At 42.4% G+C, this 18,012-nt stretch carries 15 protein-coding genes; 6 read left to right on the top strand and 9 right to left on the bottom strand.

Annotation, left to right across the window (positions count from 1 at the left end; genetic code table 11):
- Positions 1-73 precede the first annotated feature (73 nt).
- Positions 74-1,963: an AsmA family protein gene (locus tag CHJ_RS00330; protein WP_317916572.1), complete on the top strand. Its 1,890-nt coding sequence runs from the start codon at positions 74-76 to the stop codon at positions 1,961-1,963.
- Positions 1,964-2,100: 137 nt separating this feature from the next.
- Here CHJ_RS00330 and CHJ_RS00325 read toward each other — a convergent pair whose 3' ends face one another.
- From CHJ_RS00325 to CHJ_RS00315, 3 genes are all read right to left on the bottom strand, one after another.
- A complete protein-coding gene (locus CHJ_RS00325) occupies positions 2,101-3,003 on the bottom strand; it encodes a bifunctional GNAT family N-acetyltransferase/hotdog fold thioesterase (RefSeq protein ID WP_171753539.1) in 903 nt (300 codons plus the stop codon).
- Between the two features lie 71 nt (positions 3,004-3,074).
- Positions 3,075-3,509: a D-aminoacyl-tRNA deacylase gene (gene dtd, locus CHJ_RS00320; protein ID WP_171753540.1), complete on the bottom strand. Its 435-nt coding sequence runs from the start codon at positions 3,507-3,509 to the stop codon at positions 3,075-3,077.
- Positions 3,481-4,395: a virulence factor BrkB family protein gene (locus CHJ_RS00315; protein WP_317916571.1), complete on the bottom strand. Its 915-nt coding sequence runs from the start codon at positions 4,393-4,395 to the stop codon at positions 3,481-3,483. Before CHJ_RS00315 ends, dtd begins: the two co-directional genes overlap by 29 nt.
- Positions 4,396-4,469: 74 nt before the next feature.
- Between CHJ_RS00315 and CHJ_RS00310 the strand changes: the two genes are divergently transcribed.
- Complete coding sequence (locus CHJ_RS00310) at positions 4,470-5,111, top strand: DUF2959 domain-containing protein (protein WP_171753542.1); 642 nt, start codon at positions 4,470-4,472, stop codon at positions 5,109-5,111.
- Between the two features lie 90 nt (positions 5,112-5,201).
- Here CHJ_RS00310 and typA read toward each other — a convergent pair whose 3' ends face one another.
- Positions 5,202-7,031: a translational GTPase TypA gene (gene typA / locus CHJ_RS00305; protein ID WP_171753543.1), complete on the bottom strand. Its 1,830-nt coding sequence runs from the start codon at positions 7,029-7,031 to the stop codon at positions 5,202-5,204.
- A 629-nt stretch (positions 7,032-7,660) separates the two neighbouring features.
- Between typA and glnA the strand changes: the two genes are divergently transcribed.
- The 4 genes from glnA to add all read left to right on the top strand — a co-directional run bounded on the left by glnA (position 7,661) and on the right by add (position 13,200).
- Complete coding sequence (glnA, locus tag CHJ_RS00300) at positions 7,661-9,070, top strand: glutamate--ammonia ligase (RefSeq protein ID WP_171753544.1); 1,410 nt, start codon at positions 7,661-7,663, stop codon at positions 9,068-9,070.
- Positions 9,071-9,438: 368 nt separating this feature from the next.
- Positions 9,439-10,485 carry a nitrogen regulation protein NR(II) gene (glnL, locus tag CHJ_RS00295; protein ID WP_171753545.1) on the top strand — a complete coding sequence of 349 codons (1,047 nt, stop codon included), beginning with the start codon at positions 9,439-9,441 and terminating at the stop codon, positions 10,483-10,485.
- A 39-nt stretch (positions 10,486-10,524) separates the two neighbouring features.
- Entirely contained in the window at positions 10,525-11,934 is a 1,410-nt protein-coding gene (glnG, locus tag CHJ_RS00290) for a nitrogen regulation protein NR(I) (RefSeq protein WP_317916570.1), read from the top strand.
- A gap of 246 nt (positions 11,935-12,180) precedes the next feature.
- Positions 12,181-13,200 carry an adenosine deaminase gene (gene add / locus CHJ_RS00285; RefSeq protein WP_317916569.1) on the top strand — a complete coding sequence of 340 codons (1,020 nt, stop codon included), beginning with the start codon at positions 12,181-12,183 and terminating at the stop codon, positions 13,198-13,200.
- Between the two features lie 128 nt (positions 13,201-13,328).
- Here add and hemN read toward each other — a convergent pair whose 3' ends face one another.
- The 5 genes from hemN to CHJ_RS00260 all read right to left on the bottom strand — a co-directional run bounded on the left by hemN (position 13,329) and on the right by CHJ_RS00260 (position 17,888).
- Positions 13,329-14,702 (bottom strand): oxygen-independent coproporphyrinogen III oxidase, encoded by a 1,374-nt coding sequence (hemN, locus tag CHJ_RS00280; RefSeq protein WP_171755036.1) that lies wholly within the window; start codon positions 14,700-14,702, stop codon positions 13,329-13,331.
- Between the two features lie 141 nt (positions 14,703-14,843).
- Positions 14,844-15,341, bottom strand: a complete 498-nt coding sequence (locus CHJ_RS00275) for a DUF2489 domain-containing protein (protein ID WP_171755037.1) — start codon at positions 15,339-15,341, stop codon at positions 14,844-14,846.
- 5 nt (positions 15,342-15,346) lie between these two features.
- Positions 15,347-15,934: a Der GTPase-activating protein YihI gene (gene yihI / locus CHJ_RS00270; protein WP_317916568.1), complete on the bottom strand. Its 588-nt coding sequence runs from the start codon at positions 15,932-15,934 to the stop codon at positions 15,347-15,349.
- Positions 15,934-16,572 (bottom strand): class I SAM-dependent methyltransferase, encoded by a 639-nt coding sequence (locus CHJ_RS00265; RefSeq protein WP_317916567.1) that lies wholly within the window; start codon positions 16,570-16,572, stop codon positions 15,934-15,936. Before CHJ_RS00265 ends, yihI begins: the two co-directional genes overlap by 1 nt.
- A gap of 698 nt (positions 16,573-17,270) precedes the next feature.
- Complete coding sequence (locus CHJ_RS00260) at positions 17,271-17,888, bottom strand: c-type cytochrome (protein ID WP_171755040.1); 618 nt, start codon at positions 17,886-17,888, stop codon at positions 17,271-17,273.
- Between the last annotated feature and the right edge of the window lie 124 nt (positions 17,889-18,012).

Genomic DNA, 18,012 nt, shown 5'->3' with positions numbered 1-18,012 from the left:
TCATATCGTTTAATATGGCCTTGCGTACTGCTTCAACGCTCTAGCTGCGCTTAAAAATGAGTAGAAGATATTGATGAGAAAAGCGTTATTTTTGACCATCACCACCCTTTTGTTGCTGTTATTAGCCGCTCTAGCAGGGCTCTATTGGGCAATGCAAAATCAATATGGGGTCAATATCGTCAACCAACTATTTGCGCGATATTCTAAAACACCAGTATCCATCAGTTCTATTCGTTATCATTACCCCAATCAGTTGTCGGTTACCGATGTTGAGTTACATCCCGAACAGCAACACCCCATCAATATAGATAACATCGATATTTGGTTGGATCTTTCCTCTCTATTATCTGAACAGCAACAACTAGAAAGCGTTCTCATTAATGGGCTCTCTTTGCAAGATGGCTTACCTGACTTGCCCTGGCCAAATACTATAAAAGTAAAGCAGCTATCCATTTCTAATCTAGACTTTTCAGACGATAGCTTCATCGCCAGAGACGCCAGCATACAGATAAAGAACCCTCAGTTTGTCGCGCAGGGCCCCATTCCATTTGGCACCATTCAATTCTCGGCAGAGCAAATTTATTGGCAAGGTGAAGCATTTGACAGCGTCTTGCTTGACGCTGACTACAAACAACAAAACAGCACTATCTATGGCTTATCCTTCCGTTGGCGAGACGGTGAGTTCTCAGGCCAAGCAGAACAGTATCCTCACGGTTGGTCATTAATAAACGTAACGATAAACCAACTTCGCCTAGCAGAATCGCCATTAAACACTCTTGAACAAAACAAATGGCAAGCCATTACCAAACATATCAGTCATATCAATAGCTTGGATCTGCTTGATAGCAGCATTAGCCTTAACAATATTCAGTTAACCAATGCCAACCTGTCGATTGAAAATCTAACGTTTCCATTTAATTTATGGCAGCAAAGCGAAGGATATATTTCATTAAATGCAGAAAGTATTGGCTATTTAAATCAACAATGGCTTGATCCTGTTTTCCAGCTCTACTTGCATAACAACAGCGTGCAATTAGTCGAAAGCAGTGTTGAATTCCAACAAGGTTTAATTCAAGCAAGTGGCTTATTTCAAGCACACAATTGGCAACTCTCTCATTTGTCCCTTTCTGGCATTAAATGGATAAGTGAACAATTGGATGACTTCGAACTAATAAGCAACAACATTAGTAATATCAAAAATTTATCGGTCAAAGAACTAGCAATCAAGCACTCTCAGATCATTCAGCTTGCCCAGAAACCTAATTGGCAATTGACAGGATTAGAGGTAAAAGGTGACAACCTTCAATTAGTAAAAGATGGAGAAATAGCACTTTGGAATGGAAAACTGGATATAAAGGCCAATAATGCAAGTTATGACCAACTGTATTCAAGCCTGCCAGTCATGAGCATGACAAGTGATAAGGGAATATGGCAGTTAAATGATCTGTTTATTCCTCTTCGAGATGGTTTACTTGAGGCCAAAGGGCATTATCAACTGGATAAAGTCAGTCGCCCATGGAAAATTGAATCAACAGGATATGGTGTACCAACCAACGTCTATCAATACTGGACTGACTTACCATTTAAACTTGAAGGTACCGTGGATTATCAGCTTACCGCTAATGGCCTTGCAGGTGACCCGCTAAACTTTCAACATAGCTTAACAGGGCAACTTTCTGCTTCACTTCGAGACGCTATATTAGTTCACCAGACCGGGGAGTCTGATATCGTCAGCCAACCTATCGATGTTACTGAACTCAAGATTATTGCTGACAGAGGTAGAGTGAAAATTGCAAACCAACAGATAAAAGGCGTAGGTGTCGCTGGTTTCCTTTCCGGACAATATGATTTGGTAGATAAACGCAATAATCACTTACAGTTAGAGTTATCTGAAAAGTGTACCCGTACTCACTATGATTTGCTAAACAACAGCACCGACACTCTCACCACCTGTGAGCAATAACAGATGGCTTGGTTTGAAAAACTCGGTTGACCTTCGGCCTCGGTTTTAACGGCCGTTTATTGTCACTTGATAGTGGGACACAAAACGTTAACTGAGGGGACGCCTCTATCAAGGTTTCTCTTTAAAAATCAAGCACTCTACTGCGTTTTTGGTAATAGAACATAGGTACCTATAAACTCCACCGCCGCAATGTCGCCACTGTAGATGGTTACGTTAATAATAACCCGTGCTTTTCTGCCGTTCTTAAGCCTATCCAAGTCTCCACTGATTCCATCAAGAGAGGTGGTAGCTATTGGTGTCTCTTCAACTGGAAAGCGATATCTAATCTTACTGTCTGCCAAAACAATATCGGCATTTAGGTTGCGCTCACGCATCAGCAACCAAGTCATTCCCCAGCCTGTTAAGGTAGCCAAAGTGAAAGCGGAACCTGCGAACATGGAGTTACGCGGATTCAGGTTAGGGTTTAGTTGTGCACTACACTCAAACTGATAGCCGGTGTATTGATTAATTTTAATGCCCATTTTATCGCTAATGGGGATCTGCTGTTCCCAACGTTCTTGCAGCTCCGCGCACCATTGAGGTTTTCGTAAAATATTCTCCAGAGGATCAAGCTGCTTAACCATCTGCTGGTGACGGTTTTTGCCCACTTGATCACTGAGTTCACCTTTGCTTTCAAACTCATTCTTAGTGTAAAAAGCGATGGCTTCTTCGCGAGCATTACAAACCAGCCTTTTCACCCCTTCCTGACGCGCAAAAGATTCCAACGCCACCAAGATGAGTGAACCAAGCCCTTTATTTCGACGATTCGGCTTTACCGCCATATAACGAATCTGCGCTTCATTGTCTGGCGTAATATATAACCGCCCGACAGCCATTGGTCGCCCTCGGCCATCAACAATCATTCTATGGTGACTCATTTCGTCATACTCATCACGCTCAGATCCTTCAGGTAACCTAAGTGGCTCACGCAGCATTTGCCAGCGAAAGTGATAATACTTGGCTATCTGATTATCCGTTTTTGGCGTGATTAGTTTAAACATAATATTCCTTATTAAGGTGGTTCAATCGTCGTCGACAACAACAGTGTCTACGTCATCCTTTTGCTCATTCTTTATACTTGTAACCAGAAAGTAACAGGGCCATCATTCACCAGCGACACTTTCATGTCCTGCGCAAATCGGCCTCTTTCGGTTGGCAGTACCGATGCACACTGATCAGAAAAATAATCGTATAAACGCTCCGCATCACTTGGGTGCGCACCACGAGAAAAGCCCGCTCTCGTGCCCTTCTTAGTATCTGCAGGAAGAGTAAATTGAGAAACTACGAGGACGCTACCACCGACTTGTTTCACATTTAGGTTCATCTTGCCATCATCATCAGAAAAAACGCGATATGTGGTTACTCGCTCCATTAAGCGCTTCGCTTTGGCCTCATCATCGTCTTTTTCTACACCAAGTAATACCAATAGTCCTTGGCCAATTTCTCCAACAATCTCACCATCGACTTTAACAGACGACTCACTTACTCTCTGAATCAACGCTATCACTCTCTTCCCTTCCTTCAATGCTTTCTTCAATGCTAGACGAGTGTACCATCTCTTGTGACAGACTCCACTGCTCACGCTCCCCTAAAGAAGCGGTAACTTCTGCACCAACAAGAACGATCAACCAGCACAAATAGACCCAGACAAACAGAATAGGGATAGCCGCTAATGCGCCATAAATCAGCTGATAGGAAGGAAACTGAGTGATATAAGCTGCAAACGCTTTTTTGCTGAGTTCAAACAACAACGCGGCAATTAGAGCCCCAACTGCCGCATTAACAGGAGCAACTTTTTTATTCGGCACCAACATATACAATCCCATAAAAGCAAAGAAGGAGAGAATAAGAGGAAGCCAGCGTAACAACAGATCGTAAATGCCTGAGAGGGCAGTACTATCTAAAAAACGCAATGAAGTAACGTATGAAGTGGCGGCAATACTCGCGCCAACCAGTATCGGCCCTAAAGTTAATACCATCCAGTACATAGAGAATGAAAATACAGCTCGACGTTTTTGCTCTATTCGCCAGATATAATTCAAGTTTTTATCGATATTAGAAATCAGCATCAACGCAGCAACAAACAAAAATGCACCACCTACCGCGGTCATCTTTCCGGTGTTCGCCACAAACTCTGCAAGGGCGGTCTTAACCGCTTCTCCTGCGGCAGGAACGAAATTTGTGATAACAAAATCTTGAATCACATTTCCCGCATCAGCAAAAACAGCAAACGATGATAACACCGATAGCAGTACCGTTAGCATTGGCACAATTGAGAGCAAAGTAATGTAAGCCAAGTAGCCAGCATTAACATTAATTCGATCATGATTCATCCGTGTTAAAAGATAACGCCCAAAGTGCACCGCTTGTCTCGTTATCAATTCAATTTTCAACTTGTATCTCCCTGCTAACTAAGCCAATCTATAATATCTAGAGTCCTCATCATATTAATAGAAAGGAAGCAAATATGCGCTATTTATTGGGCACTATTATGTCCATATTTATACTAACTGGCTGCCAGTCGACCTACTATTCTGCCATGGAAAAAGTCGGCTACCATAAAAGAGATATTATGGTTGATCGCGTTGAAGATGCCAGAAATTCACAACAAGAAGCCCAACAAGAATTTACCAGCGCCTTAGAAGCACTCTCTGCACTGACCAATTTTAACGGTGGTGAGTTGGAAACGGTTTATAACACCATTAATGATAAATATGAGAGCAGTGAAAGTGCAGCTCAGGATGTACGTGACCGTATTAGTGCTATAGAAGATGTATCTTCGGCACTGTTTGAAGAGTGGCAAGAAGAGTTGCAATTATACACCAGTGCTAGCTTACGCCGATCTAGTGAGCAAAAGCTGCGTGAAACCAAGTCATCCTACAACAAGATGCTAAATGCCATGAAAATGGCTGAGAAAAAGATGACGCCGGTACTCAATACCCTAAGGGACAATACGCTTTATTTAAAACATAACCTAAATGCCAGCGCCATTGGTTCGTTAAAAGGGGAGTTTTCTAATCTTGAACGAGACATTCAATACGCCATAAAGCAGATGAATTCAGCCATCAAAGAATCAGATGCTTTTCTTAGTAAGCTAAAACAAAAATAGAGTTACTCATCTATCAAGCATAAAAAAAGGGTGAGAAGTTATCTTCTCACCCTTTTTATTTAGCTATTCATGCTCGCCAATAAGCGGTACTTATTTGGCAGGACGGCTTGCACGCTTACGTTCGTTTTCAGTCAATAACTTCTTACGAATACGGATGCTTTCAGGTGTTACTTCTACCAACTCATCTTCATCGATAAACTCAAGCGCTTGCTCTAGAGTGTATTTGATCGGTGGTGACAGAACCTGTGCTTCATCGGTACCCGATGCACGAACGTTGGTTAGCTGCTTACCTTTAAGGCAGTTAACGGTCAAATCGTTTGAACGGTTATGAATACCGATAATTTGTCCTTCATACACTTCGTCAGCATGCTCAGCAAATAGACGACCACGCTCTTGAAGATTAAACAGAGCATAAGTTAACGCTTTACCTGTTGCGTTTGAAATCAGCACACCGTTATTACGTTGACCGATAACTCCACCTTTATGTGGACCGTAATGGTCGTAAGTATGGTAAAGCAGACCTGAACCTGAAGTCAGTGTCATAAATTCTGTCTGGAAACCGATAAGACCACGAGATGGCATCATAAAGTCCATACGTACACGGCCTTTACCATCTGGTGCCATATCCGTTAGTTCACCTTTACGGATACCAATGTTTTCCATGATACCGCCCTGATGCTCTTCAACCACATCAATCGTAACGGTTTCATAAGGTTCTAGTAGCTGACCATCTTCTTCTTTCAGAATAACTTCCGGACGAGATACCGCTAATTCAAAACCTTCACGACGCATGTTCTCGATCAGAATAGACAGGTGAAGCTCACCACGACCAGATACACGGAAACGGTCTGGGTTGTCAGTTTCTTCTACACGCAATGCAACATTGTGTACTAACTCTTTTTCCAGACGCTCTAGGATATTACGAGAGGTAACAAATTTACCTTCTTTACCGGCGAATGGAGAGGTGTTTACTTGGAACGTCATGGTTACTGTTGGTTCATCAACAGATAGCGGAGTCATCGCTTCAACATTATTTTGGTCACAAATTGTGTCTGAAATTTTCAGCTCACCCAGACCTGTAATTGCAATGATGTCACCCGCATTGGCTTGATCCGTTTCATGGCGCTCTAAGCCAAGGTAACCAAGAACGGTACCAACCTTGCCATTTCGTTTCTTACCATCAGCGCTGACAATAGTTACTTGCTGGTTAGGCTTAACTGAACCGCGAGTTACACGACATACACCGATAACACCAACATAAGAACTGTAGTCAAGCTGAGATACCTGCATTTGCAGAGCACCATCAATATCAACACTTGGTGCGTCTACAGTATCAACAACAGCTTGGAACAACGGTTCCATATCTTCACCAACCGTACCTTCCTCCATTGTTGCCCAACCGTTTAAAGCTGAAGCGTAAACAACAGTAAAGTCTAACTGCTCATCGGTAGCACCCAGGTTATCAAACAGATCAAATACTTGATCCATAACCCAATCAGGACGAGCACCCGGACGGTCAATTTTGTTGATAACAACAATTGGCTTAAGACCGTGTGCGAAAGCTTTTTGTGTTACAAAGCGAGTTTGAGGCATTGGGCCGTCAACAGCATCAACGATCAGTAAAACAGAATCTACCATTGACATGATACGCTCTACTTCACCACCGAAATCGGCGTGTCCCGGAGTATCTACGATATTAATACGGTAGTCGTTCCAGTTAATCGCTGTGTTCTTAGCAAGAATGGTAATACCGCGCTCTTTCTCGATATCGTTCGAGTCCATAACACGTTCTTCTGCTTCTCCACGAGATTCTAGAGTACCTGATTGCTGAAGCAGCTTATCTACTAATGTTGTTTTACCGTGGTCAACGTGCGCGATGATCGCGATATTTCTTAATTTATCAATCTGTGGAGTAGCCATGAATTTTGAGTCACTCAATTATCAAGCAGGGTTCATTCGCTGCTTTTGGTTTAAAAAATCGGCGCTAATGTAGCAGATTTTTCTCTAAACAGCTAAGAAATGTGATCTGATACGACGAAAATTGTTCATTTTTTGTCAAAAATCCTACTTGTTAACCATAGTTTGCTTTGTAGAGCCAAGCAATCTTATTCGTTTTACATTAACGTTGAATATTAACCACTCATACCAAAGCTCTAAAAAAGTGGGCTCTTCTACAAATTTTTTCTACAGCAAAATCCATTAACCGCGTATAGCCCCTGCATCTCAAAACTGCTCAGCAATATGCTACACATTGACAGTTTTCATCTTGACTATTTACCTCAAACCATGCTGAATGAACAAGTAAGTTTATTGTAGCCACATCACATTGCACCAAATATGTGCAAACAGTGATCATTTTGGTGCACAGCCGCCATCAAAGAGCCGCTTTAAAATTACAAGCCCATGAAATTAAAAGGATTATAATAAGTGGCACGGTTTTAGCTTAGTAACAGCATCATAGATTAATGCAATTACTGCAAAGACATTAATCAATGACGATTTAGTAAATCGAAACTGTACCGCATTAATAACACTGGAGGTTATCCAAGATGTCAGTAGAAAATGTTTTATCGCTTATCCAAGAAAACGAAGTTAAGTTTATCGACCTACGCTTTACCGATACCAAAGGTAAAGAGCAGCATATTTCTATCCCTGCTCACCAAATCGACGCAGATTTCTTCGAAGAAGGTAAGATGTTTGATGGTTCGTCTGTTGCTGGTTGGAAAGGAATCAACGAGTCAGACATGGTCATGATGCCTGACGCAACAAGTGCTGTATTAGACCCATTCACTGAAGACTCAACGCTAAATATCCGTTGTGACATTCTAGAGCCTGCCACTATGCAAGGCTATGACCGTGACCCACGCTCTATCGCGAAACGTGCAGAAGACTACATGAAAGCTTCTGGCGTAGCCGATTCAGTATTAGTTGGCCCTGAACCAGAATTCTTCCTATTTGATGATGTTAAGTTTAATACCGACATATCAGGTTCTTTCTTTAAGATTGATGATGTAGAAGCGTCTTGGAACACTGGTTCTCACGTTGAAGGTGGTAACAAAGGTCACCGTCCAGGAGTGAAGGGTGGTTACTTCCCAGTAGCCCCTGTGGATTCATCTCAAGATATCCGTAGCGCAATGTGTCTAGTGATGGAAGAGATGGGACTGGTTGTTGAAGCTCACCACCACGAGGTAGCGACAGCAGGTCAAAACGAAATTGCTACTCGTTTCAATACCCTAACTGCAAAAGCAGATGAAATCCAAATCTATAAGTATGTTGTTCACAATGTCGCTCACGCGTACGGAAAAACAGCAACCTTTATGCCTAAGCCACTTGTTGGTGATAACGGTAGTGGTATGCACGTTCACATGTCTTTAAACAAAGATGGTGTTAACTTGTTTGCTGGTGACAAGTACGGCGGCCTATCTGAAATGGCTCTTTACTACATTGGCGGTATCATTAAGCACGCTCGCGCTATTAACGCCTTTGCTAATGCATCAACTAACTCATACAAACGTCTTGTACCCGGTTTTGAAGCACCAGTAATGCTTGCGTACTCTGCACGTAACCGTTCAGCTTCAATCCGTATCCCAGTGGTACCAAGCCCTAAAGCTCGTCGTATCGAACTGCGCTTTGGTGACCCAACAGCAAACCCATACTTAGGTTTTGCAGCGATGCTGATGGCAGGCCTAGACGGCATTAAGAACAAGATTCACCCAGGTGAAGCAATGGATAAAGATCTCTATGACTTGCCTGCTGAAGAAGCAGCAGAGATCCCAACCGTTGCAGAATCATTGCAGCAAGCTCTTGCATGTCTTGATGACGACCGTGAGTTCTTGACTGCCGGTGGCGTATTCTCTGATGACTTTATCGATTCTTACATCGCGCTTAAGTCTGAAGATGTTGAGAAAATCAATATGGCGACTCACCCACTAGAGTTTGAACTTTACTACTCTGTATAATCGCCACGATTTGACTTGTTAATCGAAGCTCGCCATTTGGCGAGCTTTTTTGTTTCATGCTTTTAACACTCTGAATCGTCAAGCTAATCAACAAGAAAGCGCTCTAGCGATAGAGCAAACTCACCACCAGCCCTCGCAAAATCAGTTCATAATTTAATTCGTTGTCACTCACGGCCAAAGCGGCAAGCTAATTGCATTATTAGAGTCATACCAGAGAATGTCATCGCTGATAGCAACGATTTGCTCAGCAATGTAGAGAAATAGTGCTATTAACGCTACCGTTGCGCCGCACTATCATTCATACTAAAAATTGAGTTGCACAATTTTGGTGCAACGTTCAATAATAGAGCAGAAATAAGGAAACTGTTGTGACCAATGATCTTTCCACTGCCATTTTAGAGAATGTCGTCACCGCCACGCTAATGCTGGATGAGGACCTAGTGGTTCGCTACGCTAATCCCGCGACCGAGCAGCTTTTTTCACAAAGCACAAAACGTATTGTTGATAGCCCTCTCTCCAAACTGATTCAGCACGCCTCGATGGATCTGGCATTACTCACCCAGCCACTGCAGAGCGGACAGAGTATTACCGACAGCGATGTTACCTTTGTTGTTGACGGAAAACCTTTAATGCTAGAAGTGACCGCCAGTCCAATCACATGGCAAAAGCAGCTAATGCTGCTCATTGAGATGCGCAGAATTGGTCAACAGCGACGATTAAGCCAAGAGCTGAATCAACACGCTCAACAGCAAGCGGCAAAACTGTTAGTCAGAGGATTGGCTCATGAAATTAAAAACCCACTAGGGGGCTTAAGAGGCGCGGCACAACTGTTAGAAAAAATGCTGCCAGAACCATCATTAACGGAATATACCCAAATTATCATAGAGCAAGCAGACAGACTTCGAGCTCTTGTTGATCGATTATTAGGGCCACAAAAACCGGGCAAGAAACGGCCAGAAAACCTGCATATAGTGTTAGAGAAAGTGCGACAATTGGTGGAGCTGGAGTCCGGTTCTAAAGTGATTATTGATCGCGATTATGACCCTAGCTTGCCTGATCTGTTGATCGATGCCGATCAAATTGAACAGGCCCTACTCAATATTGTTAGCAATGCGGCACAAATACTCTCTGGTCAACAAGATGCCCGTATTACTCTAAAAACCCGCACGGTTCACCAAGCCAATATTCACGGTCAACGATATAAACTCTCAGCTCGAATTGAAATTATCGATAATGGACCGGGAATTCCCACTAAGCTGCAAGACACTCTGTTCTATCCAATGGTTAGTGGCCGTGAGGGAGGTACAGGGTTAGGGCTCTCTATTTCGCAAAACTTAATTGATCAGCACAAAGGTAAAATCGATGTAGAGAGCTGGCCGGGTCGAACCACATTTACTATTTACTTGCCGATATAACGAAAGATAAATGCCATATAGGCATAAACAAGGATATTTATGAGTAAAGGATACGTTTGGGTTGTTGATGACGACAGTTCAATTCGCTGGGTAATGGAAAAAACCCTCTCTTCAGCGGAGATTCGCTGTGAAACTTTTGCTGATGCAGAAAGTGTTCTTACTGCATTAGAAAGAGAGTGCCCTGATGTGTTGGTGTCTGACATTCGTATGCCAGGTATGGACGGTCTGGATCTGCTAGGTCAGGTTCATCGCCAATATCCCGATCTACCCATTATCATTATGACCGCACATTCTGATCTCGATGCTGCCGTTAACGCATACCAACACGGTGCTTTTGAATACATTCCTAAACCATTCGACATCGATGAGACATTAACTTTAGTAGAAAGAGCCATCACTCACAGTTACGAGCAGAAGAGAAGCAATAACCTTGATGATACTCTTCCTAGTGATACTCCAGAGATCATCGGCGAAGCCCCAACCATGCAAGAGGTTTTTAGAGCAATTGGTCGTCTCTCTCGGTCTTCGATTTCTGTATTAATTAATGGCGAATCAGGTACAGGTAAAGAACTTGTGGCTCATGCACTTCATCGTCACAGTCCTAGAGCGAAAAATCCTTTTATTGCACTCAACATGGCTGCTATCCCTAAAGATTTAATTGAGTCGGAACTTTTCGGTCATGAAAAAGGGGCATTTACTGGCGCAAATAGTGTCCGTCACGGCCGATTTGAGCAAGCAAATGGAGGAACATTGTTTCTCGATGAGATAGGCGACATGCCTTTGGATATTCAGACACGGCTGCTTCGAGTCCTTTCCGATGGTCAGTTTTATCGTGTGGGTGGTCACTCTGCGATAAAAGTGGACGTTAGAATTGTTGCCGCGACTCATCAAAATTTAGAGCAGCTTGTTCATGAAGGGGATTTTAGGGAAGACCTTTTTCATCGCTTAAACGTAATACGCATACAAATTCCGGCGCTAAGAGAACGAAAACAGGATATAGAAAAGCTCTCACAGCACTTTCTAGTGCTTGCTGCTGAAGAGTTAGGGGTAGAAGTAAAAACCCTACACTCAACCACCATTGAGGCTCTTAAAAAGCTTCCTTGGCCGGGAAACGTTCGTCAGTTAGAGAACATTTGTCGCTGGCTCACCGTAATGGCCAGTGGCAGCGAAGTGCTGCCTACAGATCTGCCTACAGAACTGGTACAAGAGAAGCCGGTACTGTTGGCATCTAATAGTGATAACTGGCAAACACAGTTAGATAACTGGGCAAGAGCAGCCCTCACCTCTGGAGAGACGGAACTGCTATCGTACGCATTGCCAGAGTTTGAACGAATATTACTCACTGCAGCGCTCAATCATACCAATGGACACAAACAAGAAGCCGCTAAAGTACTTGGCTGGGGACGAAATACCCTAACGAGAAAACTGAAAGAGCTGGATATCAATTGATCTAATCACAGCGTCAGCAAGCTGGGTAAGACCATACTCCTCACCCAAAAGAGCCATCAACAGCAATGGTTAACAGATAAAGAAAAACAGCCTATTCGGCTGTTTTTCTCTGTTTTTGCTACAGACAAATCGACATTTCTCTCCATATACTTATCTAAACCTGTCTGTTGATAATGTGTACCATTCAAATTCGATACCACAGGTTTGTCCGCCCAACATTAAAAGACCAAGCCAAGGACAACAACAATGATTAATAAAGAGCTGCCTTTAACAGATATTCATCGCCATCTTGACGGAAATGTTCGTATTGAAACCATTTTAGAGTTAGGCAGCAAATTTTCTGTTAACTTGCCCGCGAATGATATCGACTCTTTACGCCCATACGTACAGATAATAGAAGCAGAGCCTACACTCGTTGCTTTCTTATCCAAGCTTGATTGGGGCTGTGCCGTACTGGGTGATTTAGACGCTTGCCGTCGCATTGCTTATGAAAATGTTGAGGATGCCCTAAACGCTCAAATAGACTACGCGGAACTCCGTTTCTCACCATATTACATGGCGATGAAACACAATTTACCCGTAGCTGGAGTGGTTGAAGCGGTCATTGATGGTGTCCAAGCGGGTAGCCGAGACTTCTGCGTAAAAACCAACTTGATAGGCATAATGAGCCGCTCTTTTGGCACTGACGCCTGTCAACAAGAACTTGATGCTTTACTTAGCCAGAAGCAGCACCTAGTCGCGGTAGATTTAGCAGGAGACGAGCTCGGACAACCAGGAGAGTTATTTGTACCACACTTTAAACAAGTTCGTGATGCAGGACTTAGAGTGACCGTCCATGCGGGTGAAGCAGCTGGAGCTGCCAGTATGTGGCAAGCAATTGAAGAGCTAGGTGCCGAACGAATTGGTCATGGCGTCAAAGCCATTGAAGACGCAAGACTGATGGACTTTTTGGTAGAGAAACGTATTGGCATTGAATCCTGCTTAACATCAAACATTCAAACTAGCACGGTACCTTCATTAGCTGAGCATCCAATTAAAGCCTTCTTACAACACGGTGTTCTTGCATCACTTAATACTGATGACCCCGCCGTTGAGGGCATTGAACTTCCTCATGAATACGAAGTCGCCGCTCCGCAAGCAGGGTTAAGTACCGCACAGATTCATCAGGCGCAAATTAACGGTTTGGATATTTCGTTTTTATCTGATGCAGAGAAAATGGAATTGAAAACAGAAGTCGCCCGTCGACAGTTAAACTCATCAACATAATATGGCTTGATGTGTATGATGCATAAAGATGGTTAAAGCGCGAAAACAGACCATAAAAAACGCCCAGATGATTCTGGGCGTTGTTATCTCTATTTTTCTCGTGATTCCATGGCGGTTATTGAAAGCAACTAAATCACTCGTGAGAATTGCTGCTGTCTTGCTTTGTCACGCAAGTACTTATCAAAACACATACAGATGTTCCGGATCAGCAAACGGCCTCGCTTAGTCACTTCAATCGAGCGTTCAGACACCGTCACTAACTCATCATTAACGAAAGTTTGTAGCAGTTTTAAATCTTCTGCAAAGTAATCATTAAAGTTCAGTTCAAACTGAGACTCAATGGCACTTTTATCCAGCTTAAAGTTACAGATAAGTGCTTTAATCACTTCTCTTCTAATTAAGTCATCTTTATCTAGCGTCACACCTTTCCAAAGCGCATGATTCATCTCATCGACTTGAGTGTAATACTTTTTAAGCTCTTTCTGGTTTTGAGCATAGCAATCACCAATCATGGAAATGGCTGACACACCAAAACCAACTAAGTCACAATCACCTTGGGTGGTATAACCTTGGAAGTTACGGTGAAGAATACCTTCACGTTGTGCCACTGCTAACTCATCATCGGGTAAGGCAAAGTGGTCCATACCAATGAATTGATATCCGGCCCCAGTTAATGTGCTAATGGTCTGCTGTAGTATCGCCATCTTCACTTCAGCAAGAGGCAAATCATCATCTTTAATCTTACGTTGAGCAGCAAAAAGCTGTGGCATATGCGCGTAATTAAACACAGATAAACGGCCCGGTTTCATTTGCAACACTTGTGAAAGCGTATCGGCAAAAGAGGTTTCCGTCTGAAGCGGCAAACCATAAATAAGATCCAAATTCGTCGAGCGGAATCCGAGTTTTTTAGCTCTCTCTACCATCGCGAAGATAAACTCTTCATCTTGCTCACGATTGACGACTTTTTGCACATCTTTATTGAAATCTTGGACACCGACACTTAAGCGGTTAAACCCTTCACTTCTTAGGTGATCCAACATATCAAGTTCAATTTCACGAGGGTCAACCTCAATGCTGATTTCAGCATCAGGTTGGAACTGAAATACGCCTCGTAGTACCGCCATTAAACGGCTCATTTGATCTTTACTCAAAAACGTTGGTGTTCCGCCACCAAAATGAAGTTGAGTCACTTTTCGCCCATCAAGCAAAAATGCTCTTTGGCGAATTTCATGCTCTATAGCATCAAGGTATTCGTCTGCTTTATGAGAATGACGAGTAATCACCTTATTGCAGCCACAGTAGTAACAAAGTTTGTGACAAAATGGGATATGGATATATAAGGACAACGGACGCTCTGGGTATTGCTGACACGCCATATCAAATTCAGAAACAGTAAATGCTTCATGAAATTCCAACGCGGTTGGATATGATGTGTATCTTGGTCCCGAATAATTGTACTTATCTAAAATAGCTTGGTCCCAAACTATCTGCTCACTAGACATAATATTGCGTTCCGTTTCGTTCTTAATGCTTTGGGGTACATTTTGCCATATCACTGACGTAGAGTTTGCCCAACCAGTAGGTTTTGTCGAAGAAATATTCAGAAGTGCTAGAAGGATCACTCACCCTTCAGGGGTAGAGAGCTATCTCGTCGCTGTAATCGTATCCGATGGCCCTTTACTTAGCGGCTGAATATGCTGCTGAAGTTGCTTTAACTCTACAATAATATCATCGTTTAGACGAGCCTCTGCCTTTTGGCGATCCAGCGTTTCTCTCATCCGCACCTGTTTCGGCAACTCTTGTCTCGCATCCCCGCGAGCCATATCTTTTACTTGTTGATATAATTCAGAAAGTGCTGGATAGGTTTTCTCAACATCAATTCGATGTTCACCCTGAACATAATCTAGTATGCAATAGACTCGAATACTTAGCTCGGATAGATCACATTGACCTTGGATACCCGCTAAACAGAGCGTATTCACACTTTCAAATATATTGGCATTTCGTTTTGCAACGGCCAAATCCATAACTTGCTGTTGTAGTTGTTTCTGCTGTCGTACTTTTAATAGTAAAGAGCCAGCGTAAAACGCCAGCCCCAGAACAATAACAACCGCGACTATCAATAATAAGGTTACATCCATTATTATTACCCTTTGAAGTCATCCATATCTAACCCTTCAAATTGAGAAAGTAGTTCTTCATCCGTTAGATTTTTACGGCTTGGCTGCTTCTCTACAACCTGCGGTACAACACTTGGCACTTCTTGATCATCCAAATCATCATCTTCTGACTCTTCTGGATCCAATAGGCCCAACTGATTCATCAAAATTTCGATGCGATCCATCTTCTCGTCAACATACTTTTGTAAACCTGCACCTAGATTTTCACCGTTCTCAAGTCGGTCTAGCAGCACATTCAACTGAGCATCATTTTCTAATGTCTCTAGTTCTTCCTCTGCAGACAAACGACGCTGTTGCTTAGTCGGTTTTTTCTTCGCTTCAACAATCAGTGGAATCTTCTTTTTGCTGCCTAAACGAGGATCTTTCTTTTGCCCACCTTGATACTGTTTACTTTCAACACTATCAGAGTGACGGCTACCTGTTTTTAGCCCTTTACGTTTTTTCAATCTTTTACGTAAACGACCTTCTACATCAGCTTCACTTCGGTTACGTGTGACAATTATGTCTACATCACCGGTAGAACCTGGTTTTCTTGATTTCTTATTTCGACTCATTACTGGGTTTTCCTCAGTAAAATTACATCATTTCCAATAAATTCTAGTTGGAGCTTATCTCGCTCAGCCAGGTACTGAAACGTTTTGCGACTATAAAAACAGACATGAGTTGGGTCGCCTTTATAGTGCCAACTTGCAAACGCTTCGACATCTATTACCAGTTTGGTCATTATACCAATCCAGCCACCTGATTTAACTAAATTCAACCATTGTGACCACACATCATACGGATAATAGATATGTTCTATTACCTCGGTGGCCGTTATAAAGTCATACTTAGTTTCCAATACCTTATTATCAGGGTAATAGAAAACATCATACAGACTCATTGTGTGCCCCGCTTCCTCAAACATTATTGATAAAGTCGGTCCCGGGCCACAGCCAAAATCTAACCCTGAACAAGCAGGAGTAAGTTTATCCAATAGAGGGGAAGATACTCGCGATAAAAACTGACGATAACCTTGGTCATCAGGGTTATTTTCATGTTTATCGTAAATGGCTTTTTCTGCCTCTCTCTCTAACCGTTGTGACTCTGGAACAAAGACTAATTCACATCGTGAACATTGAAAATATTGACGACGCTTATCTTTATAGTAAAGCAGAGTTTTCGTTTGTTGACACAAAGGACAGATATGCATAAAAACATCCTCTAATTGGGATGCGAAACATACCAGAAAGCGTATTTGGAGTAAAACTGTACAGAATTTTTTTTCATGTTAGCGCTGTTACCGTTACAGATATAAAAAAAGCGATAGATTCTCTATCGCTTCTAAAATCGCCATGAATGGCCAAATAGTTATCGCTAATTACCAGCGAATACCAATTTCCATATGTTGTTAGTGCTTTCCGTGCGGGTTATCTTTAGCCATCATCCTGATGAGTTTTGGCTATCCTTTTCAACGTCCTGTTACTAGGTTAATCCTTAACCCGATTCCTTTTCTTGTCTCATCCTAACAGACCCAAACAACCATCCATGTTTAGTAAGCTCCTAGCCTACCGAAAGAGAGCAGATCGATAAGATAACGATGTACTTTTTACCTTGTTTGTAGCCAGTAATTTACCCAGTAAATCTCTCGCTGCACTAGATAAAGATCACAGAGTCTCTATTTTTTTAAGCCTTGTTGAAGGTCACTTATAATTCAGGTAATTACAATCTCTCATCGTGAAAACAATGGGCAATCTCTTACAAAGACAAGGGGTAATATCGACAAATATGGAAAGAAAATTTAAATGAAAAAACTCCTGTAGGTATAACTAACATACCCACAGGAGTTTTAGTAATGAGGTTTTTAGTGCAAACAGCATTAATCAATTACGTTAATGCTGATCACTTAGGCTAGTGCAAGCCACCTACGTATTTCGATAACGTATCAATATCTTCATCAGTAAGCAGAGCCGCGACATCACGCATCATTGAATTCAAATCATTATTACGTTTTGAATCTCTGAATTTCTCTAACTGAATTTTTATATAGTCCGCATGCTGACCCGAAATTTTAGGGAAACCAGAAAGCTCGGTTCCGTTTCCTCGCGGTCCATGACAAGCAACACAGGCCGTTAAACCACGTTGTGCGTCACCAGCTAAATAAAGCACTTTACCATCTTCTACTACATCTTCCGGAGTTGAGTTATCCGAAATGGGTAATGAAGCATAGTATGCAGCGAGGTCGTCCATATCTTGTAAGCTAAGCGGCATAGCCATAGGGCTCATTACCGGGTCATATCGACCCTTCTTACCACCAGTAGTCGCTCCCAACTTAAGATCTTTAAGCTGCTTCTTTAAGTACATTTCATGCTGACCAGCAATTTTAGGGTACTGAGTAATTAAACTGTTACCTGTTGCAGTATGACAAGCTGCACAAGTTAGGGATTTTGCCTTACCAGCTTCAATATTTCCTTGGGCCCAAACAGAGAAGCTGGCAAACAGCCCCAAGATTAGCGCTAATTTTTTCATGACATTCCATTATAATTATGAGGGTTTAGATTTTACCGACGGTTAATGCAGAAAAACATTAACAGACAACAATAATAAACCTTTAAGCTTCCAGAACCACGTATTCTTGTTATAGCGTGATACA

It is taken from the genome of Vibrio sp. MACH09 (genome assembly GCF_033238805.1).
Classification (GTDB): domain Bacteria; phylum Pseudomonadota; class Gammaproteobacteria; order Enterobacterales; family Vibrionaceae; genus Vibrio.
The sequence above is the reverse complement of the archived record's forward strand: the minus strand, read 5'-3'. Positions and strand labels throughout refer to the sequence as shown.